Below are 22,928 nucleotides of genomic sequence, written 5' to 3' on the forward strand. Positions count from 1 at the left end.
GAGCGTATACTTATGGCCCAATCTGGACTAGACCTTTTCCCATATACTCGCATGCGTAGAATGCGCCGTAACGATTTCTCTCGTCGCCTTATGGCTGAAAATCAGCTGAGTATTAATGATCTTATTTATCCTGTGTTTGTGCTTGAAGGTAAAAACCGCCGTGAAAGCATTGAATCAATGCCCGGTATTGAACGTTTATCAATTGATTTACTGCTAGAAGAAGCTAAAGAACTGGTAGATTTAGGCGTCCCTGCGCTCGCTATTTTTCCTGTTACTCCTGCAGATAAAAAGTCTCTACTCGCTGAAGAAGCTTATAACGATGATGGCTTAGCTCAAAGAACAGTACGCGCATTAAAAGAAACCTTCCCAGAGCTTGGCGTGATCACCGATGTTGCACTTGACCCATTTACAGTGCATGGTCAAGACGGCATTATTGATGATGCAGGCTATGTGATTAACGACGTCACTACCGAAATTTTAGTTAAGCAGGCGCTATCACATGCAGAGGCTGGCGCAGATGTTGTTGCCCCATCAGACATGATGGATGGTCGTATTGGTGCAATTCGTGAAGCTCTTGAAGCCGATGGCTTTATTCATACCCGCATTATGGCCTATTCTGCAAAGTATGCGTCAAGCTACTATGGTCCATTTAGAGATGCTGTCGGTTCTGCGGGTAACTTAAAAGGCGCTGATAAAAAAACATACCAAATGGATCCTGCCAACTCTGATGAAGCAATTCGCGAAGTGGCACTTGATCTTCAAGAAGGCGCTGACATGGTAATGGTTAAACCTGGTATGCCATACCTTGATATTGTTCGCCGTGTTAAAGATGAGTTTGGTGTTCCAACATTCGCTTATCAAGTAAGTGGCGAATATGCGATGCATAAAGCCGCTATTGATAACGGCTGGCTAAGCGAAGAAGCAACCATAATGGAGTCTTTATTAGCATTTAAACGCGCTGGCGCAGACGGCATTCTGACTTACTTTGCTAAGCAAGCTGCTCGCTATTTAAATAAATAATAACGACATATTGATATAAAAGGGCTTTATTGCCCTTTTTTATGTTTAAGGGCAGCACATATTTGGCATTTTTACAGCGTTCCCTATTTATGGGAAGTAATCACACTACATAGGTTCTGCCTTACCTAAAACCAAACACCCACTGTACATTCAACCTCAAAAATAACAAAAACCAAGTTTGTTAACATTCTGTATTCTATTTGTAATCATTTTTCATTACACTAAGCGTCCCATTTGGGGAAACAAAAACACGGGAAAAATAATAATGTTAAAAACAAAAATAACGCCTTTGGCGCTTGTATTAGCAAGCCTAAGTGCACCCGCTACCGCTAACCTCGTTATATCTGAGTACGTAGAAGGCAGTAGCTATAATAAAGCAATAGAACTATTTAACAATTCGACAACCCCACTGTCATTAGATGGCCATACCCTTAGCCTCTATTCAAATGGCAGTACAGATGCAAATAATACATTCGATTTAACTGGCGAACTTGCTGCAAATAGCACCTACGTGATTGTTAATGGTAATGCATCAGCAGAACTAAAAGAAAAAGCTGACCAACTCAGCGCCGTGACTAACTTTAATGGCGACGATGCACTGGTACTTACACAAGGCTCTGTGGTTATTGATAGCTTTGGCCAGCGCGGTGTAGACCCTGGTTCATTTTGGTCAGAAGGGGGCGTGAAAACACAAAATAAAACATTACGCCGCAAAGAAACTGAATTAAATGGGCGCACTGACGCCGATGATAGTTTCAACCCAAGCGAGCAATGGCTGCAATTTGAGCAAGATGACTTTAGTGATTTAGGCATATTTGCAGGAAATTCTTCACCTAACCCTGATCCAGACCCAGAACCTGAAGAGCCTTTATTATGTGGCGCTGAAAAAACATTAATTAGCAGCATTCAAGGCGAAGGCACAAGCAGCCCACTAGTTAACACTGTGGTTGAGTTTGAAGGTGTAGTAACAGCTGATTTCCAAGCAGATGATCAGCTCAAAGGCTTTTTTGTAAATTCACTTAATAGTGATGAAGATGCAAACCCACTTACCTCTGAAGGGGTATTTGTTTACTTTGCCACTACGGATGTTAATGTGGGTGATCACGTTCGCGTACAAGGTACTGTTGAAGAGTATTTTGATGCCACCCAAATTGGCAATGTTAGTCAAGTTGCTATTTGTGATACCGGCCTTTCAGCTTACCCAACTAAAGTCACTCTGCCCGTCACCGAACCAAGTGAATTAGAAGCGTTTGAAGGTATGCTGGTTACCTTAGAGCAGCCGCTTATTGTTACTAACAATTATGGTTTAGGTCGCTATGGAGAGCTAGAACTTGCCACTGAACGCTTATACCAAGGTACTCAAGTTGCACTTCCTGGCGCGGCTGCGAATGCGGTTGAAGCACAAAATCTAAATAAAAAAATACTCTTAGATGATGGCTCAACTCGTCAAAACCGCGATCCTATCGCTTATCCTGTCCCTGGGTTATCAGCAGAGAATACTTTACGCACAGGCGATACAGTAAATTCTGTAACAGGTGCGCTAGCTTACAGCTTTAGTACTTACCGTATTCACCCAACAACAACACCTCAGTTTATAGCAACCAATCCACGCACCGATGCACCAGAGTTAAACCCTGACGCTGATTTGCGTGTTGCCAGCTTTAACGTACTTAACTACTTTAATGGCGATGGCCAAGGTGGCGGTTTCCCAACTAGCCGTGGTGCTGATTCAGAAGCCGAGTTAATTCGTCAACAAGCCAAGCTAGTCAGCGCTATCAGTGCTATGCAAGCAGATGTGATTGGCTTAATGGAAATTGAAAATGACGGTTTTGGCGAATTTAGTGCTGTTGCTAGTTTAGTAAATGCACTTAATGACGCTGATAGTCAAAATCAATATGCATTTGTAGACTTTGGTGTTGATAAAATAGGCACCGACGCTATCACTACTGCACTTATTTACCGTGCGGATAAAGTGCAGCAAGTGGGTACTGCAGCAATTACTACCGATGCGCCTTTCGATTACAGTAACCGTGCACCTATTGCACAAAGCTTTAAATCTTTAGAGACAGAAGAAGTCTTTACTGTTGCGGTTGCTCATCTTAAATCTAAAGGTGGTTGTAGAAGCGCAACTGGTGGCAATGCTGATCAAGGTGACGGTCAAGCATGTTGGAATGAAATCAGAACTGCTGGCGCAAATGCATTTGCTGATTGGTTAAATAGTAAACCAACAGGGGTTGATGATGAAGATATCATTCTTGTTGGCGACATGAACGCGTATGCAATGGAAGATCCTATCCGTGCATTTGCTGATAAAGGCCTTAAAAATGTGGTTGCTGAGCTAGATAGCAACACTTTAGGTTATTCTTACAGCTTTTCTGGTCGTGCAGGAAGTTTAGATCACGCCCTAGCAAGCCCGAGCTTATTAAGTAAAGTAGTGAGCGCCAGTGATTGGCATATTAACGCCGATGAACCTATTTCACTTGATTATAATGTTGAATTTAAATCTGACGCACAGCAATCAAGCTTGTATGCTCAAGGACCTTACAGAGCATCAGATCATGACCCTGTTATTGTCGATATTCGTTCAACTATTATCGCGCCACCTGAGCCAGAACCTGAAGTAATTATTGGCGAAATTAATAATATTGGTGGCTGGTTTTGGTGGAAAAGCTACAGCTTTGAAATCCCGCAAGGTTACGACGAGTTAACCGTTAGCCTTGAAGGTGGCTGGGGTGATGCAAACTTATTTGTACGCCACAAAAGAAACCCAACGCTTTTCAGAAAAGATTGTGCTTCAATTAGCCTAGGTAATAGTGAAAGCTGCTCTTTTACCAATCCACAAGAAGGTAAGTGGCGAGTGCGTGTAAACGGCGCCATTCCTTTTGGTAATGTTAAGCTCACTTATAAAGCAACCAAGTACGTAGATTAATATCACATTGCTATTAACATAAAAAAGCCGCACTAGCGGCTTTTTTTATAAACAGCAAAAACACTTATACTCATTCACTTAATTAAGTGAGTTATATTAAGAACAGGAAAATTGTGTCGATAACAAAGCAAAAATTTCGTTTTTAATTATTTTTGTTGAGAAAACTTTAACGCAGCTAGCCTCTGGTTTATCCCCTCAAAATGATTAAGTCTTATTGCCGGTTGGTATTGATAGCATTCACCTGCTTGCAAACTTCAGACAATAAAAAACCCGCAACAAGTGCGGGTTTTTCAAAGAGTTAAAGTGCTAATTACTTAGCAGCATTTTTCTCTTTTTCTGCAGCGATTACAGTGTCAGCTACGTTTTGTGGACATGCAGCGTAGTGTGAGAACTCCATAGAGAACTGACCACGACCAGATGTCATTGTACGTAGTGAACCGATGTAACCGAACATTTCTGATAACGGTACGTCAGCTTTAATACGAACGCCTGTTAAACCAGCTTCTTGATTGCTTAACATACCACGACGACGGTTAAGGTCACCGATTACATCACCAACGTGATCTTCAGGTGTGAACACGTCAACTTTCATGATTGGCTCAAGAAGTTGTGCACCCGCTTTAGGGATAGACTGACGGAAAGCGCCTTTAGCAGCGATTTCGAAAGCAATTGCAGATGAATCCACGGCGTGGAAGCCACCGTCGAAAAGCTCAACTTCAACGTCAAGTACTGGGAAGCCAGCTAGAACACCTTCACCCATCATTGACTTAAAGCCTTTCTCAACTGCAGGCCAGAATTCTTTAGGTACGTTACCACCAACAACTGATGAAGTGAACGCGAAACCAGAACCCACTTCGCCTGGCTTGATGCGGTAATCGATTTTACCGAACTGACCAGAACCACCAGATTGTTTCTTATGCGTGTAGCTATCTTCGATTTCACGAGTGATAGTTTCACGGTAAGCAACTTGAGGCTGACCAACGATAAGGTCTACGCCGTAAGTACGCTTAAGGATATCTACTTTGATATCTAAGTGAAGCTCACCCATACCTTTAAGGATAGTTTCGCCTGAATCTTCATCAGTCTCAACTTGGAAAGATGGATCTTCTGCAACCATTTTACCGATAGCAACACCCATTTTCTCATTACCGCCTTTATCTTTAGGCTGTACAGCAATCGAGATTACTGGAGTTGGGAAAACCATTGGCTCTAGAGTTACTGGGTGCTTAGGATCACATAGAGTGTGACCAGTTTGCACGTTCTTCATACCAACGATAGCGATGATATCGCCCGCTTGTGCTGAAGTAAGCTCTTTACGCTCATCTGCTTGCATCTCAACCATACGGCCAACACGCTCAGTTTTACCAGTAAACGCATTAAGGATTGTGTCACCCTTGTTAAGCTTACCAGAGTAGATACGTACGAAAGTTAATGCGCCAAAACGGTCATCCATGATTTTGAATGCAAGCGCTTTGAAAGGTTCGTCTGCAGATACAATTGCATGCTCGCCGTTTTCGTTACCTTCTTCATCCATAAGAGGTTGAGGATCAACTTCTGTAGGTGCAGGTAAGTAATCAACAACAGCATCAAGTACTAATTGCATACCTTTGTTTTTGAATGCAGAACCACAGAACGTTGGGAAGAAAGCAAGGTCACGAGTACCTTTACGGATACAACGCTTGATATCTTCAACTGAAGGTACTTCACCTTCCATGTACGCTTCCATTAGGTCATCGTCTTGCTCTACAGCAGTTTCGATAAGCATCTCATGGTATTCTTCAGTTTTTTCTACCATGTCTGCAGGAACGTCTGTGATTTCGTAGTTTTCTGGAAGGCCAGTGTCATCCCATACGTATGCTTGCTTGTTTAAAACATCAACAACACCAACAAAATCATCTTCAATACCGATTGGTAAAGTCATGATAAGTGGAGTAGCACCAAGTACTTTTTGTACTTGCGCTGTTACACGGTAAAAATCAGCACCCATACGGTCTAATTTGTTTACGAAGATAATACGTGCAACACCTGACTCATTCGCGTAACGCCAGTTAGTTTCTGATTGTGGTTCAACACCACCAGAACCACAGAATACACCCACACCGCCATCTAATACTTTAAGTGAACGGTAAACTTCAACTGTGAAGTCAACGTGTCCAGGAGTATCGATAACGTTAAAGCGGTGATCTTTCCAGAAACAGCTTACTGCCGCAGACTGGATAGTAATACCGCGCTCAGCTTCTTGATCCATGAAATCGGTAGTCGATTCACCATCATGAACCTCACCTGTTTTGTGGATAGTACCTGTAAGCTTTAGGATACGCTCAGTAGTTGTGGTTTTACCCGCATCAACGTGCGCGAAAATACCAATGTTTCTGTACTTCGATAAATCTGCCATTAATTTTACTCTTAATAAAGTCGATAAATTATTCGGCGGGAGTATAGCATTACTTAAAGCGAACATCACCATAGAAGTCGCTTAAAATGCAATCAATTTATAAAAAACTTGCTTTAAAGATATTTCGAGGTAAGAGATGGACTTAAAAGGGGCTTGTTATAAACCGTATTTAAACGACTTAAGCCTTTATCAGCGTTATTGTTGAACATTAAAAGTGCCATTAAGTGGTGGTATGAAGCAAATACAACTTTTTTGTCATATGCATTTTATTAGTAAAGTAACCCAAAACTCATGGTTTTAACCTTGTTGCTAATAACTAAATTGCCTGCTGTTTTGGCTTTAATTTCTAACAAAGCCAGGTCAGTTATTACTTTATAGATACAGGCAACACCGGTTAGTGACAGGCTACTTTTGCCCAATAGCTTCGCTTCAGCTTATTTAATAGTAGCCATAAAGTAGTGTTTTCCCCGCAACATGAAATCCGTTTTACAGCCCTTACTTTAGTACTATAAATGAACAAAAAGTTAAAATAAGAATTATTTGCATTTAGGTGTTGACAACTATATAAATCTAACTGATAATCAATCTCAACAAGAAGAAAGTACATTGCTTTTTGTGACGGTAAAGTTCATTTGTTTCTCGACCCTGAAACAACGTGTGGCTCACGTTAAAGCCAAGATTATCTGTAATTAATCACAACGCCCCTTGATATTGATTGCAGATAATCGTCTATTACTTACTTGCTACATTGCTCATATCGGTGACGGTTGATATGAAACTAAAAAGCCCTTACGGGCTTTTTTTATGCCTGTAATTTAATATAAAGCCAACATAAACTTAATGAGAACTATTTTCATTAAGGTGTTGACAGTCACTCAAATCTAACTGATAATCACTATCAACAAGAAGGCATGCATTGCTTCTTGTGACGGAAAAATTCATGTGTTTCTCGACCCTGAAACAAACGTGTGGCGCACGTTAACAGCTATGGAAACCTGTTATAAACCACAACGTCCCTTGCTGTTTATGACCTGTTTCCGCCCTACTCATTTACTTGCTACATTGCTCATATCGGTGACGGTAGATATGAAACTAAAAAAGCCCTTACGGGCTTTTTTTATGTCTGTAATTTAATGCGTAAGGCTTTAACCTACGCTTTAAAAATTAACGGCGGTTTTTTCGTGCACGTGCTCGGCGTTGTTTTTTCTCTTCTTCTTTGGCTTGCTTTTTCGCTTCTGCCGCCGCGCGCAATCCAGCTACCATTATTTCTTCCTCTTCACGCATGGCAGGTGTCTCCATGGTAATACGACCAATAATGCCATCTCGTAATTCATTAATTAGAATTTCTGACATTTTATACGTATCGATTTGGTTGCCACCGCGAATACAGCCACGTTTTTTACCCGCCATTTCAACAAATTCCCAATCGCTTTCTGGCAATTCATCTAATTTATAGCGCGCTTTTAAAAGCTCAGGATAGGCATGTAATAAATACTCAGCGGTGTAGCTTGCCACTTCTTCGTACTCAATAGCGGTATCACGTATTGCTCCGGTTGCGCCTAAACGATAACCTGAGTTTTCGTTTTCTAATTTTGGCCACAGCATCCCAGGCGTATCGTAAAGCATAATGCCATCATCAAGTTTAATACGTTGCTGCGCCTTAGTCACTGCAGGCTCATTGCCGGTTTTAGCCACTATACGTCCAGCAAGTACATTAATGAGCGTAGATTTACCTACGTTAGGAATCCCCATGATCATAGCTTTAATTTGCTTATCGGCACCGACTTTATGTGGTACTAACTTTTTACACAGCTCATTAATACGATGCACCTCTGCGGCTTTATCGTTACCAAATGCAATCGCTTTTACGCCGTTTTCTTGCTCAAAGTAATCCTTCCACGCTTGGGTCATTTTAGGGTCAGCTAAATCGGCTTTATTCAATATTTTGATGACCGGCTTACCTTCACGCAAAGTAGCCACCATCGGGTTTTCGCTACTGTAAGGAATGCGCGCATCTAGCACTTCAATGATCACATCCATTTGTGGCATTATTTCTTTAATTTCATTTCGGGCTTTATTCATGTGCCCAGGGAACCACTGGATAGCCATTTTTAACTCCTAACATATAATTTGTAGCTATTTTAACTGGCAATTCATTTAATTGCGCTATACTGGCGCAAATTTTTTCAGATTAGATATTATGGCTCTCAAATCTACCATTATTAAAGCGCAACTATCGCTTAGCGATATGGACCGTCACGTATACCAAGACTTTAATTTAACCTTGGCACAACACCCTTCAGAAACTGAGCAGCGTTTGATGATCCGCTTACTAGCGTTTGCACTTAATAGCTGTGATGGATTAGAGTTTACTAAAGGTTTATGTGCTGATGATGAGCCGGAGCTTTGGCATGTCAATTACAGCGAAGAAATAGAGCTGTGGATTGAGCTGGGGTTACCAGATGAAAAGCGCCTTAAAAAAGCCTGTAATAAAGCTAAAAAAGTAGTTTTATATACCTATGGCGAGAATAACCAAGCTATTTGGTGGCAAAAGCATCAGCCTAAATTGTACGAGTTTAAAAACCTAAGCATTTTTAGCCTTGATTATGCTGCTACTCAATTATTAGCTGCGTTGGTTGATCGTAATATTAAATTGGCTATTACCATTCAAGATGGTGAAGTTTGGGTTAATACCGACACCACTAACATTGAGATAAAACCTCAGCAATTAATGTAACTAGAATAGGTTATACCAATTGCATTAAATTAGTTATCCATTATAGCTACAAAGAAATAAGTCGATAACAAGGCGAAAATGATGACATATAGTTGTTCTATATAAATAATTTTTAACGCAGGTAGCGGATTATTTAATATGTTTTTAATAAAATTGGTATTAGGGGGCGTATGAAAGTTAAACGCGTTATTGTTTTACATGGCTTGTATATGTCTGGCTTGGTTATGCGCCCGTTATGTTCACGTTTGGAAGAGTCGGGGGTTAAAGTTTTAAACCTAACCTACAATACTCGTGACCCTAATCGAGATGCTATTTTTACGCAAATAGATGAGTTTATTAGCGATGAGCCTTCTGCTTTAGTCTGCCACTCTATGGGGGGCTTAGTTGCCCGCGCCTATTTAGAAGCAAACTCAGCGCCAAGTCATCATGTTGAAAAGGTGATCACCTTAGGGACGCCACATACTGGCAGCCATATTGCTGAAAAAATGCAGCAAAAAGGGTTCGAACTATTATTAAAAAATAGTGTTGAATTTTTACTGTCTAAGAATGGTGATTGGCCTTTTAAAGCCAAGCTATACAGTATTGCCGGCGACTTACCGATTGGTTTAATGCCACTCATTGTAAAAGGCAGCCGCTCTGATGGTACCGTACTGCTAGATGAAACCAAACTTAAAGGTATGGCTGAACACAAAGTGTTTCACTTAAGCCATACCAGTATGATTTACTCTCGCCAAGTCGTTAATTATATTCTTGAGCGCTTGAACGAGGACATTTAGTCCTCGGCTGCAGCGGCCACTTTATAGCTGATCAAAAATATAATACCCAACACCAGCGGCATTGGTGCAGCGATATAACCAAATGTATCAGAGTTTGCAAAACTCGCACCCGCTAAGTGCGCAACTAATCCAACAACAAACGCGACCAAAGCAATACCAATAACGATGAGTTCAGCTTTATTCTCTTTACGTGTTTTAGCTTCCATTATTTCTCTCCGCATCTAATCAAGTAGCCCCTTAACTTAATAAAAGTACTCTCTATCAAGTTGGGTTATATTGATTATGCGCTTTACTTGTGCGCGTTTTTTGACCTAAATCAATAAATAAAATAAGTCTGCGCTGCGCCTGTCAAAAGCTTGTTTTAGATCATATTTTATACTCAGCAAAGCACTAAATTTTCTGCTCATGGTAGTATTTCTATAAACACAACCCATATCTATTGAACAGCGTTAGTTAATTTATTTATAAAACCACAGATACGCTGATAGCTTTTAGCTATGGCATCAATATGTATAAACGATTTTATTCATAGACGATTATGAGCAATACTTATTTCAATGAACAATATTTAAAAAATTCATAAAAACGGTTATTTAAGGAGCAAGGTATGTCGCAAGTAAATGCAATTGGTTTAAACAGTACAAAAAGTGAAGATATTATTAAGTCACTGAATACACTTTTAAGCAGCTATCAAATTCAATATATGAATGCCCGCGGTTTTCACTGGAACATTAAAGGCCGAAACTTTTTTGAATTACATTTAAAGTTTGAAGAAATTTATAACTTACTACTATTAAAAGTAGATGAAATCGCAGAACGTATTTTAACGCTTGATGGTGCACCGCTACATGCGTTTTCAGATTACTTAGAAGTAAGTGAAATTAAAGAAGCAAAAGGGATCAGTGATGGAGTTACCGCTGTAGAGAACTTACTTGCCGGATACAGCAGCTTAATTAAAATGCAGCGCGATATTCTTGCACAAGCCTCTGAAGCGGATGATGAAGGTACCGCATCATTAATGAGTGATTACATTAAAGAGCAAGAAAAGCTAGTGTGGATGTTAAAAGCCTACCTAGATTAAGTTATTTTAAAAATAGAAAGCCTCAGTCATTACTGAGGCTTTTTTGTCACTGTACTATTACTATGACAATGCGATAAAAAAGGCCATTTCTAATGCTTTTTCTTCTAAGCTTTTAAAGCGACCCGATGCGCCACCATGCCCTGCATCCATGTCAGTTTTAAACACTAAAATATTATCATCCATTTTATATTCACGCATTTTAGCCACCCACTTCATTGGCTCCCAATATTGTACTTGTGAGTCATGCAAGCCGGTTGTCACCAGTATATTAGGGTAGTGTTGCGCGCTAATATTATCGTACGGTGAATACGCTTCAATAATCTCGTAAAAATGGGGGTCGTTTGGGTTACCCCATTCATCATACTCATTTGTTGTAAGCGGAATGCTTTCATCTAACATGGTGGTGAGCACATCTAAAAATGGCACATGACAGCCCACTCCACAGTAAAGTTCAGGCGCTTGATTTACCACAGCTCCCATTAATAACCCCCCAGCACTGCCACCAGAGGCAAACACTTTACTTTTGTTGCCGTATCCTTGCTCAGTGAGCGCTTTGGTTACATCTATAAAGTCATTAAAGCTATTTTGTTTATGCTGTTTTTTACCATGTTCGTACCATGAACGCCCTAGCATTTCACTACCACGCACATGCGCAATCGCATAGACAAAGCCACGGTCGAGTAAGCTAAGTGACGTACTCGAAAAACTAGGATCTATGGTGATCCCATACGCGCCATAACCATATTGAAACAACGGATTTGAACCATCTTTTTTAAAGCTATCTTTACGATATACCAACGACACCGGCACTTTTACCCCATCTCGAGCGCTTACCATAAGTCGCTCTGACTGGTAGTCATCTGCGTTAAAATCACCGAGTACTTTTTGTTGTTTAAGTAAGGTTTTTTCACCGGTGGTTAAATCAACATTATAAAGCGAGCCAGGAGTCGTTAAGCTCGAATAGTAAATGCGTGCATGGGTTACACTTGGCTCTGGGTTCATCGCAATAGCGGCGTAGTAACAAGGATCATCAAACTCAAGGTTCATTCGCTCGGCGTTTTTATTAACCACAACAAAACGTGCCTGGCCTTGTTCGCGCTCGCTAAGCACTAAAAAGTCGTTAAATAATTCAACGCCTTCTAATAATACATTTTCACGATGAGGGGTATGTGTTTGCCACTGGCTTTTATCAGCAATGGTGCTGCTTGTCGCGGTCATTAATCTAAAGTTTTTAGCTTGCCAGTTAGTCACTATATAAAAAGTATCACCAAGCTTATCAATATCAAATTCATGGCCCTCTTCACGCGGTATTAAAGCAGTAAACTCACCTTTAGGCTGATTGGCGTCAAGTATCCACATGTCGTTAGTTTCTGTGCTAGCTAAATCAATAATAATTAAGCTTTCATCACGACTTTTACCTAAGCCCATAAAAAAGCTGCTGTCTTGCTCTTCGTATACCAACACATCTTGGTGTTGCTCACTCCCTAGCTCATGTCTAAAAACTTGATAACCCAATAAAGTTTTTAAATCCTTTTTTACATAAAATACGGTTTTATTGTCGTTCGCCCAAACAACCTGCCCCTCGGTATTTTCAAGTACATCGTCGAGCATTTTATTATTGTTCAAATCTTTAAAGCGAACCGTGTAAATACGTCTGCCGTCAATGTCCTCAGAGTATGCCATTAATTGCTCATTGGGGCTCAGCGCCACTTCCCCTAGCTCATAAAACTCATAGCCGTTGGCAAGTTCATTAACATCAAGTAGTAACTCTTTATCAGCCATTACCATACTGCTGCTGCGATAATGGCGTGCATATTCATCATCTCCGCGAACCTCTGAGTGATACCAATACAGGCCATCTTTTACCGGTACAGTGTTATCATCTTTTACAATACGGCCTTTAAGCTCTTCAAATAATGCACTTTGTAATGGCTTAATGGGGGCTAACTGCTCATCACAATAGGTGTTTTCTTGTGCTAAATGCGCGAGTATTTCGGCATTTTGTCGTTCATCATCGCGCATCCAATAATAATCATCACTACGTGTTTTTGCGTGAGTTGTCAGCGCATGAGGTTGCTTTTTAGCAATAGGAAAATTAGGCAATAAGCTTAAAGAATAATCAAAAGAAGACACAAAAAAAACCGCTTAAAAAATAACAATGGCGGCCAGTTTATCATAAAAATAAAAAAGCCCACTCATAGTTGAGTGGGCTAAAGCGGTATAAATTCGATAACTAAAAACTACGTGCATTTTATTGTTGTCGTTATACCTAAGGGAAGTTGATTTACTGTATTTGCTGCCAAGCCATAGTCCAGCTTTCGCCAACTCCAGGCTCAAACATAGTTTTATGCTTATCTACACGGCAAAACTCGCTAAATGGCCATGCCTTACACTGGTATATATGCCCAGTTTTTGGCTGTAGTACTTTGGTGCCCGCACTATACATATCACCATTTTGAGGATAAATTGCGTCGTATCCGAGGCTATTTACAACAACTAATTTTTTATTTTTTTCAGCGCGATTAAAATGGACCACCGCGCTACAAATACCACTACTTTCAAGTGCAAATATTTTGTTATGTCGATACGCAACAACCAATCCTTGCTCTGTCATTCTGCCAGCGCACACCAGCGGAATGTGCATATTAATATGCTCAACTACCAGTAAACTCCAGGCATGGGGTTCACCCTGCTCTGGAGAGAGTATTTCATAATCAAAAGCTAGCTGAGATAATTCGCCATGCTCATCGTAAAAGCTCACACTAACCGTATCACCAACAAATAGCTGGCTATACTGATCCAGTCCAAGACAACCAATAGTTAACCATTCTCCACACGCTAATGATGAATGTATAAACACTGCAACACCTTAAAGAATCAAACGTCGCCCATATCATATGGCTTACAACAGGCAAACTAGCTCGTAGGCTAATATGCGTTAACCAATATCGAATGATTTTAATTCGCAATGTTGCAACAATCAAACAAAAGAATGTAATCAAAGTTTAAAAGTAGTACTTAAGTTTAAATTTGCAAGAATAAAAAAAGCCAACCGATTTAACGGTTGGCTTTTTTATTCAACTGCATGATATGTGTGGTATTAACTCACACTCACCTTTTTACTTGCAAACGGGCGTTTAATTAGCGCCCCAATATCAGTTAAAATAATATACAAACACGGCACCAAAATAAGGGTGATTAGTGTTGCAAACATAACAGCAAAACCAAGTGCTACCGCCATCGGTATTACAAATTTAGCTTGTAAACTAGTTTCAAACATAATCGGTAATACGCCAGCAAAGGTAGTAATTGAGGTAAGTAGTATGGGTCTAAAGCGTGCACAGCCTGCTTCAATAACCGAATCTTTTATACTAATACCAGCACGACGCGCCTGATTAATGAAATCAGTCATTACTAATGAGTCATTAATAACTACCCCAGCCGCGGCAATTAAACCAAAGCCCGACATTAAGCTAATGTCTAAGCCAAACCAAAAATGCCCCCATATTGCGCCCGTTAAACTAAATGGAATAACCGACATTACAATTAATGGCTGAGAGTAACTTTTTAGCGGCACGGCAAGTAATATGTAAACTAAAATCATACCGCCAGCAAAAAATAGTAACTGCTCATTAGCTTGAGCTTGTTGTTCTTCAATTGCGCCACCGAGTTCTGACTTAACGCTTGGGTATTCATCTAGTAATTGTGGCAGTAGGTTTTCTTTTACTTGCTTAACCACTTCTCCAGGTTCAATCACTTCCTCATCAATATTGCCATATACATAAACAGTACGATAGCCGCCTTCACGACGAATATAACTAATACCTGGGGTTTCAGTTAACTCAACCACATCTCCTAGCAGCACTTCCCTACCTTGTGGCGTGGTGATAACCGCGTGTTTAAGCGATGAAAACGCTTCACGGGTAAGTTTAGGGTAACGTACCATCACCCGCACTTCTTCACCGCGGCGAATAACACGTTGCGCCTCACCACCATAAAAACTCGCACCTACTTGATTTGCAATTGAGGCCAAATCTAACCCTAAGTCAAAAGCGACTGGTTTTAAGCTCATTTGTACTTCTTTGCTAGCAGGGTCAATGGTAGAGCTTATGTCGAATAAGCCTTCTTGTTGCTGCAATAATCCAATAAAGCGACGCCCGGCTTCATTCAATGTATCAATGTCAGAGCCATACAGTAAATAGCCGAACTCACCGCCACTACCGCCGCCTCCACCGCCAACATCATCTTGAATAGTTAACGATTTAACACCTGCAATATTTGGCATAGCTTCACGCCAGCGGCGCGAAAGCTCAAAAGCATTATAAGGGCGTAAATCTTCATCAACCAATGGCGCTAGTAGTTGCGCCTCTGTACGACCTTGATTAAATACCAATACATCGCGAATCATTTTTTGCCCTTCTTCGCGCGCTGTTTGCTTATCTATTTCAAGCACCATGGCTTCGATTTGGCGAATAGCATTAATAGTTTGGATGTCTGATACGTTATCGTTCATCTCAAGATTAATTTGCGGGAAGTCATGCGGCACTTTAGGTGATGGGATCATTCTCACCTGATTAGACGATATTAACGCAAAGGTGAAAATTAATAGCGCAACAAAACTAAATAGCACCGTCCAACGCCACTTTATACAAGTAACAATAAACTGCCTATACGGCCCATTTACAAAACCAAAAAAGCGCTTATTAAAGCGCGCTCGCCAACCGTCAGGGTTAATAGGAGAAAAGTGAGTATGCGCAATGTGTGCCGGTAATATCAGCTTAGATTCAATCAAGCTAAATATTAGGCATAATATTACCACCACTGAAATACCTATAAAAAAGGAACTTTCAGGCCCGCTTGAAAGCGTAAATGGTGCAAATACCGCAATGGTTGTTAGTACACCAAAGGTGGCAGGGGTTGCCACTCGTTTAGCGCCATTAACTACATTAACAACACCGCCGCCTTTTTTTTCTATTTCTGTGTAAGCACTTTCACCTATGACTATGGCATCGTCTACCACAATCCCCAGCACCATAATAAAGGCAAATAAAGACACAATATTAATCGTGATACCAAATAATGGCATCAGCATCATCGCACCTAAAAAGCACACTGGTAAACCAATCATTACCCACAGTGCAAGCTTAAAACGTAAAAATAACGAAAGCATAAGGGCAACTAAAATTGCACCTTGCAGTAAATTAGCTTTCATCATGTCTAAGCGCGCATTTAGGTAATAAGTAAAGTCCATTAATGGCTCTATACGTACACCCAATGGCAGTTCTTTATTTTTTTGATCAATATACGCTTTAACCGAATCAGCCACCGGAATAATATTTTGATCTTCTGTGGCTTTTACCGATAAATAAACCGCATTTTCGCCATTAAATTTAAAGTAACGTTCACCTTCAACAAACTGATCTTTGATAATAGCGATATCTTGTAGCAACACTTTGGCACCGTTCGCGCCAATTTTTACCGGAATTTGCCTAAACTCTTCACCAGAATAAAACTGATTTTCTACTCGAACCGAAATAACGCCAGCATCAGTTTTTAGTTGTCCGGCTGAAAAATTAGCCGAATAGCGACGTACCGCATTTGCTACATCCGATAAAGTTAAATTATATTGGCGAAGTGTGTCTGGCTCTATTTCTATGGCAATTTCATCCAATGGCACATCGTTTACCACTAAAGATACATTCGATAACTGCAGTAGTTCGTCTTCAACCTGGTTCGCTATTGGCTTAAGCTCATTTAACGGTAAGTCGGCAACTAATGTCATACCAATTACATCTTGGCGAAACTCTATTTGGCTAATGGTGACTGGTTCCATTCCCGCAGGAAAAGTCGCAATACCATCAACTCGCAGTTTTACTTTATCGAGAACGTCGGTAAGTTCTGCGTCGGTGTTAATTTCAAGGGTGGCAGAACCGCCATTACGAAATGCGCGATACACCCCTTTTTTAATTTCGGTAATATCTTTTAACGACTCTTCAACTTTTATTAAGATGCTTTCTTCAATTTCCTGTGGCGACGCCCCAGGGTAGTTTGCATTCACCGTAATATAGTTAACTTCTATATTCGGAAACATTTGTCGCTGAATAGTAAAATAGCTTATAAGCCCCATGACAATGATAAAAAACATCATCAAATTGGCAGCAACAGAGTTGTTAGCAAAATAAGCAATTAACCCTGTTTGTTTACTGGTATTGGGTTGCTCTGTGTTATTCATAACTCACCCTACCTTAAAGCTTTTCAATAGATGCATTGTCTGCTGCATCCGTACTTTTAGTCTCTGTCAAACTAGCTACCTTTACTGCCATCCCTTTTTGTGGATATTCTGGTAAGGTAGTAACAAGCTTGTCGTTGGCTTCTAAGCCATCACTGATATAGAAGTATTCACCTTCTTCACGAATTACTTTCACCTTGCGTGGCTCTAATTGCTGCTCATCATTAACTATCCATACAGTTTGGTTATTTACTAACTCTTGCGGTAAACGATAAATATTATTGAGCATAGTACCGGCAAAGTTTACTTGTACATAGGTGCCAAATTTAATTGCAGGTTGCTGGTTAGTAAGCCCATAAGGGTCTTCAATTCGAATCACTAGACTACTCATACGGGTCGCGTTATCTACAATCCCTAAGTCGCGATCTATCGCTGCTTGGCGAGTAAACCCATTTAATCCTGTTTTAATAACAGTTGCCTTTACCCCTTTAACGCGTTCAGGTAAAAACACACTATCAAAGCCTGCAATAGGAATAATCACCTCGGCCGTTTCAATATTATTCAGCTCGGCAACTTGAGCGCCCATAGTGACAAACTGACCAACACCTACATTACGACTCACCACTAGTGCATCATATGGTGCGCTCACTTCGCAATTATCTAAATCGCGTTGTGCCCTTTTTAATGCAGCTTGCGCCGATTTAACAGCGGCCTGCGCACTCAACACTTGTGGTTTACGTAAAAATAAATCTGTACGCGCTTTATTTGGGAAACGTTTTGCTTCATCTTCTGCAACTTTAGCTTGCGCTTGCTCTTCAATTAACATCGCTTGCGCGCGGGCAAGTTCAGCCTCGGCTTGCAAAACTGCGGCTTCGTAGTTATCTTTTTCAATTGTAAATAGGGTTTCACCGCGGCCCACAATCCCACCGGCTACAAAGCTCGGATGCCAGCTAACTACCTCACCGGATACTTGAGCTGAAAGCTGGGTATTTTCAAGCGGCTGCACTTCACCATAACTATTAATAATAACTTGATGATTATTTGCGGAAACGGCTTCAACCTGCACCGTTGGACGGGTGTCTATGACTTCTTTTTTATCTGACTCTTTTGCAATCGCATTAATTGCAGCAAAACCGGCCACACCTAATGCCAATGCTACGAACGGAAAAATCCACCTAAGTACATTACCTTGCATCTTTTTTTACTCCCAAATTACTATTAGCACCATGATACCAAAGCTTAATGAAACATTAACGTGACATTTGTAAGCAACTGTTACAAAAAAGTATAGGCAAGGTCTTGCTCGATAAAGTATAAACCCTTAGAAAGCCTCGTGGATTCGCTCTATAAATGTATTGTTACAAATTTTTACCATTATAAATCATAAAGCTAAATACTTTGAGTTAGTATTTAGCAAAGATGCTGTGCGAAACCGCATGACACACCGTACAGTAAAATCATATTAACAACTACAAAAGACAAACTATGAAATTAACCGCACTTACCTTGGCGCTTAGTATAGCGCTTGGCAGTAGCTATACTGTTGCTGCCGAAAAAAAAGAAGAAAAAGAGCCACACACATTAAGTGAAATGATTGAAGGCCAAACCGAATTTGTTGGCATTTTTAATCTTTACCAAGATAAAAAAACCGGCGACCACCTAATGGTAATTAACGAGTCACAACTCGATACTCCTTTTGTTTATTTTGCACACACCATTGACGGCGCGACTGATGCGGGCCACTTTCGTGGCGCGTACCGTGAAACAAAGTTAATCGAATTTAGAAAATACTTTGATCGTATCGATATTATTAGCAAAACCCCGCGCTACTTATTTAACGAAAATAGTGCGCTAGCTAAAGCCAGCGAGGCAAACATTAGCGAAGCAGTACTTGCAAGTATAAAAATAGAAAAGCAAGAAGAGGGTAAAATAGCCTTTAATGTTAACAAGCTATTTTTAAGTGAAGCCCTGCATAAAGTATCGCCAACACCTAATCCGAACGATAAAAATGCTAAAAAGCGTTTTAAAGTAGGTAAATTAGATGATAAAAAATCACGTATCATCAAACAGCGCCCATACCCTAACAACCTAGATCTGGTGGTTGATTATGTTTTTACTAATAGTAGCCCAACCGTTCGAGGCTCAGGTGCGATAAGCGATCCACGAAGCGTGTCAGTAAAAGTACAGCATTCATTTGTGGCTTTACCTGAAAATAGTTATCAACCTCGCCTTGATGATGCGCGCATTGGTTATTTCACCAATCAGTTTGATAAAATGACATCAACTGACTGGGCGCCATATCAAGATGTAATTAAGCGTTGGGATCTACAAAAGAAAGATCCAAGTGCTGCACTTTCAGAGCCAGTAAAGCCAATTACTTGGTGGATAGAAAATACCACGCCTATTGAGTGGCGAGATACAGTACGTGACGCTGTACTTGCTTGGAATAGCTCATTTGAAAAGGCTGGCTTCAAGAACGCACTGGAAGTAAAAGTACAACCTGATGATGCCGATTGGGATGCTGGTGACATTAACTATAATGTACTGCGTTGGACTTCATCGCCTAAGCCACCTTTTGGTGGATATGGACCAGCATTAGCTAACCCGCTAACCGGTGAAATTTTAGGCTCAGACATTATGCTTGAGTTTGTATTTATGAAAAACCGCTGGATATACGATACGCTTTATACTCAAGGCACTATGAGCCATACCCAACCAGGAAGCAACACTGAGCTTAATTGCTCTTTAGGTCATGAATTACAACAAAACCTAATACTTGCAAAAGGCTTAGCGAATGGCGCTGATATTGAAGATACTGAAATGTTACGCCAAGGCTTAACTCAGCTGGTTTTACATGAAGTAGGGCATACTTTAGGTCTTAATCACAACATGAAATCTTCTATTTTGTGGGATGAGAAAGAAGTTCACGACAAAAGTAAAACCCAAGGTATAGTAACCGGCTCAGTAATGGACTATGCGCCAGCAAATATAGCGCCAACGGGTGTGACTCAAGGCGATATTTTCCAAACTAAACCCGGTCCGTACGATGATTGGGCAATAAACTACGGCTATAGCGCAGCACTTAAAGATGAAGCAGCAGAACAAGCTCGTCTTGATAAAATACTTGCTCGCTCAAGCGAACATGCGCTTGCCTTTGGTAATGATGCCGACGATATGCGTGCACCAGGTCGCCATATAGACCCTCGCGTGATGATAGGTGACTTGTCGTCTAACCCTGCAGCTTACGGGGCAGATAGAATGGCCCTGATCAATACACTCTTTTCAGAACTTAAAGATAAAGCCACAGTAAAAGGCGAGTCTTACCAACAGCTTGTTACTTCTGCTAACAGCCTATTTGGCCAATACCGTGCACAAGCAGGCGTGGTATCTCGTCAAATTGGTGGGGTTTATGTAGAGCGTGCTGTCGTAGGTGATGAAAATGCAGCTAAGCCTTTTACACCGGTGCCACTTGAGCGCCAAACCCAAGCAATGGCTATTTTAGCTGAGTATGTGTTTGCTCCAAATGTACTGCAAAGCATGCAGCCTTTGTATAACTTTATGCAGCAGCAGCGTCGTGGGTTTAATCATTATGGTAAAAACGAAGACCCTAAACCGCATAAAATGATTTTAGGCATGCAAAAAGGTGTGTTAGCGCAACTACTGCATCCTGCTGTGTTACTACGTATTTCAGACACTGCTTTATATGGAAATGAATACAGCCTTACGCAATTTATGGAGGATTTAACTGCAAGTATCTTTGTTGATAACAAAAACGCTAATTCAATCAGTCATAACTTACAGATTGAATACGTAAATCAGCTTATTGCAATTGCAGGCTTAGAAAAAGCAAGTAAATACGATAACTTAGCGAAAACAGCCGCGCTATATCAGCTAACTCAAATAGCCGATCAAGATGTTGCATGGGGTGCAGACACCGCAACCAAAGCACATAAAAAGTATATTGATCGCTTAATTAGCAAAGCGCTAGAAGCGTAAATAACACTGACTAAACCAAGGCCACGTTTTACGTGGCCTTTTTTACACTAATTCAAAGGTAAATAGTACCTTTTAGGTATCTTACCGCATGACCCGTTAATGTCACTGTTGTACTGCCCACTTCACAATGTAACTTCCCACCCCGTTGTGAGGCCTGATAAGCACTTAAAGAGTTTTTGCCAAATTGTTCTGCCCAATAAGGGGCAAGCCCGGTATGAATTGAACCGGTCACAAAGTCTTCATCACCACCACTGGCAGGCCAAAAATAACGAGAAATAAAGTCATACTCAACACTCGGTGCTGTTGCAACCACATCTAATGGGGCTAATTTTTTTAGTTGTTCATTGGTTGTTTTCAGATCTACAACCTGCTGCTCATTATCATAAATAGCAAAATAAGCTTGGCGGTTTTTCAGCACTTTAATAGGTTGTATAGACAGGCCAGCTAATAAAGCATCAGGGATAAGCTGAACCTCTTCAGGGGCTTGTTTAGGAAAGGTCATAGCAAAGCTGCCATCGTTATTTTTATTAACAATCAGTTTGCCCACCGCCTCTGCGCTAAAGCGCACCTGCGATATACTATGTTGCTCACAAAGCACATAGGCCGCAGCCAAAGTAGCATGGCCGCAAAAATCAATTTCCATTAACGGCGAAAACCAACGTATCGCAAAGCTTCCATCAGCCAACTGACAAGTAAAAGCAGTTTCAGATACGTTATTTTCAGAAGCGATATTCAGCATAAGATCATCACTAAGCCACGACTCTAGTGGGATCACAGCGGCATAGTTACCTTTAAACAGTTCACTGCTGAACGCATCGATTTGATGGATAGTTAATTTCATAGTGGGCACTTTTTATTTATTGGTCACTCAAAGTGCCACAAATGAAATTAACGGTCACTATAATTTTATGCCAACACAGGACGTACGCGATAATACTGCATACACGCAAACTGCACCGCATTAGTCAGTAATATCATAACAAACATTAGTATATGCGAAGTACTTTGCACAGGCATAGCAAGCTCTGCAAACAAACCACAGATACCAGCTATAAATTGTAAACTAAAATAGCGAGCACTAAGGTTACTAATATTCCCTGTGCGAAGTGTTTTGTAGGTTTGTGGCATAACTCGTACTGAACTCATGATTAAGCCCACATAGGTTAAGCCATTAAGTACCACAGCGGTATCTAAGTTGGGGTTAAGTAACAACAAAAATGGCAATAACGAAAAGCTAAGCATGCCAAGCAACTGCAAATTTTGACGCTTAGCGGCATTATAGCGAGCAAAAAAGTATAAAATTAGTCCGCTTAAAAAGCCTGTCGCAAAAAACGGCAAAGCAATATAAAAGCGAGCAAAGTAAAGATTGTAGCTAATAAAGTACACACTTTGCGCTAAACCAAATGTCATCATTAACAGTGATACACCTGATACACTGCGGTTTTTTATAATTTTATTGAGTAACGGTAAAAAACTAAAAACCAAAATAAATACTGACAAAATAGGCAAATAATACGCCAAAGCAAACCTCGCTCGTTACATTGTTGTTAATGAAAAGGAAGAAATAAAACATTTTTTAAACATTTGTTTTTAAAGGCTTTATTCATGTGCGCGCATTGTAGGACTGGCTAGCTTTTATACAAGCTTCACACCAACTTTAATTTCCTCCTGTGGCAACCTGAGTATACAAAAACCGTTACTAAAACTTCACAGTCTCACCCTTTTACAATTGCAACACAAATGATAACTGTTATCATACGCATAT

15 protein-coding genes are annotated in these 22,928 nt (G+C 40.5%); 6 read left to right on the forward strand and 9 right to left on the reverse strand.

Annotated elements, in window-relative coordinates; translation table 11 throughout:
• The first annotated feature begins 12 nt into the window (after positions 1-12).
• Positions 13-1,020, forward strand: coding sequence for a porphobilinogen synthase (gene hemB / locus FLM54_RS15080; RefSeq protein WP_138609534.1), 1,008 nt, complete (start codon positions 13-15; stop codon positions 1,018-1,020).
• A 265-nt stretch (positions 1,021-1,285) separates the two neighbouring features.
• The gene (locus tag FLM54_RS15085) at positions 1,286-3,949 is read left to right on the forward strand and encodes an ExeM/NucH family extracellular endonuclease (RefSeq protein WP_178956772.1); all 2,664 of its coding nucleotides are present in this window, start codon (positions 1,286-1,288) and stop codon (positions 3,947-3,949) included.
• A gap of 310 nt (positions 3,950-4,259) precedes the next feature.
• Here FLM54_RS15085 and fusA read toward each other — a convergent pair whose 3' ends face one another.
• Positions 4,260-6,344 (reverse strand): elongation factor G, encoded by a 2,085-nt coding sequence (gene fusA / locus FLM54_RS15090; RefSeq protein ID WP_138609530.1) that lies wholly within the window; start codon positions 6,342-6,344, stop codon positions 4,260-4,262.
• A 1,164-nt stretch (positions 6,345-7,508) separates the two neighbouring features.
• A complete protein-coding gene (gene ylqF / locus FLM54_RS15095; protein ID WP_178956773.1) occupies positions 7,509-8,453 on the reverse strand; it encodes a ribosome biogenesis GTPase YlqF in 945 nt (314 codons plus the stop codon).
• A gap of 91 nt (positions 8,454-8,544) precedes the next feature.
• Between ylqF and FLM54_RS15100 the strand changes: the two genes are divergently transcribed.
• On the forward strand, positions 8,545-9,081 hold the full coding sequence (locus FLM54_RS15100) for a YaeQ family protein (RefSeq protein WP_008112865.1): 537 nt from the start codon (positions 8,545-8,547) through the stop codon (positions 9,079-9,081).
• A 170-nt stretch (positions 9,082-9,251) separates the two neighbouring features.
• Entirely contained in the window at positions 9,252-9,857 is a 606-nt protein-coding gene (locus tag FLM54_RS15105) for an alpha/beta hydrolase (RefSeq protein ID WP_138608659.1), read from the forward strand.
• On the opposite strand, the gene FLM54_RS15110 is transcribed toward FLM54_RS15105, so the two are convergent.
• Positions 9,854-10,063 (reverse strand): hypothetical protein, encoded by a 210-nt coding sequence (locus FLM54_RS15110; RefSeq protein WP_008112863.1) that lies wholly within the window; start codon positions 10,061-10,063, stop codon positions 9,854-9,856. The genes FLM54_RS15105 and FLM54_RS15110 overlap by 4 nt on opposite strands.
• Before the next feature lie 401 nt (positions 10,064-10,464).
• On the opposite strand from FLM54_RS15110, the gene FLM54_RS15115 reads away from it, so the two are divergent.
• Positions 10,465-10,938, forward strand: coding sequence for a Dps family protein (locus tag FLM54_RS15115; RefSeq protein ID WP_178956774.1), 474 nt, complete (start codon positions 10,465-10,467; stop codon positions 10,936-10,938).
• A gap of 60 nt (positions 10,939-10,998) precedes the next feature.
• Here FLM54_RS15115 and FLM54_RS15120 read toward each other — a convergent pair whose 3' ends face one another.
• The 4 genes from FLM54_RS15120 to FLM54_RS15135 all read right to left on the reverse strand — a co-directional run bounded on the left by FLM54_RS15120 (position 10,999) and on the right by FLM54_RS15135 (position 18,362).
• Positions 10,999-13,071, reverse strand: a complete 2,073-nt coding sequence (locus tag FLM54_RS15120) for a S9 family peptidase (RefSeq protein ID WP_178956775.1) — start codon at positions 13,069-13,071, stop codon at positions 10,999-11,001.
• Between the two features lie 151 nt (positions 13,072-13,222).
• Positions 13,223-13,798: a chitin-binding protein gene (locus FLM54_RS15125; protein WP_138608655.1), complete on the reverse strand. Its 576-nt coding sequence runs from the start codon at positions 13,796-13,798 to the stop codon at positions 13,223-13,225.
• A gap of 240 nt (positions 13,799-14,038) precedes the next feature.
• Complete coding sequence (locus FLM54_RS15130; protein WP_138608653.1) at positions 14,039-17,170, reverse strand: efflux RND transporter permease subunit; 3,132 nt, start codon at positions 17,168-17,170, stop codon at positions 14,039-14,041.
• A gap of 13 nt (positions 17,171-17,183) precedes the next feature.
• On the reverse strand, positions 17,184-18,362 hold the full coding sequence (locus tag FLM54_RS15135) for an efflux RND transporter periplasmic adaptor subunit (RefSeq protein ID WP_178956776.1): 1,179 nt from the start codon (positions 18,360-18,362) through the stop codon (positions 17,184-17,186).
• A 290-nt stretch (positions 18,363-18,652) separates the two neighbouring features.
• Here FLM54_RS15135 and FLM54_RS15140 point away from each other — a divergent pair, with 290 nt between their 5' ends.
• Positions 18,653-21,163 (forward strand): zinc-dependent metalloprotease, encoded by a 2,511-nt coding sequence (locus tag FLM54_RS15140; protein WP_138608649.1) that lies wholly within the window; start codon positions 18,653-18,655, stop codon positions 21,161-21,163.
• Between the two features lie 52 nt (positions 21,164-21,215).
• On the opposite strand, the gene FLM54_RS15145 is transcribed toward FLM54_RS15140, so the two are convergent.
• Positions 21,216-22,004 (reverse strand): PhzF family phenazine biosynthesis protein, encoded by a 789-nt coding sequence (locus tag FLM54_RS15145; protein WP_178956777.1) that lies wholly within the window; start codon positions 22,002-22,004, stop codon positions 21,216-21,218.
• Positions 22,005-22,069: 65 nt separating this feature from the next.
• Positions 22,070-22,684: a PQ-loop domain-containing transporter gene (locus FLM54_RS15150; protein ID WP_138608645.1), complete on the reverse strand. Its 615-nt coding sequence runs from the start codon at positions 22,682-22,684 to the stop codon at positions 22,070-22,072.
• Positions 22,685-22,928 lie beyond the last annotated feature (244 nt).

It is taken from the genome of Pseudoalteromonas sp. Scap25 (assembly GCF_013394125.1).
In the GTDB taxonomy this organism is placed as follows: Bacteria; Pseudomonadota; Gammaproteobacteria; order Enterobacterales; family Alteromonadaceae; genus Pseudoalteromonas.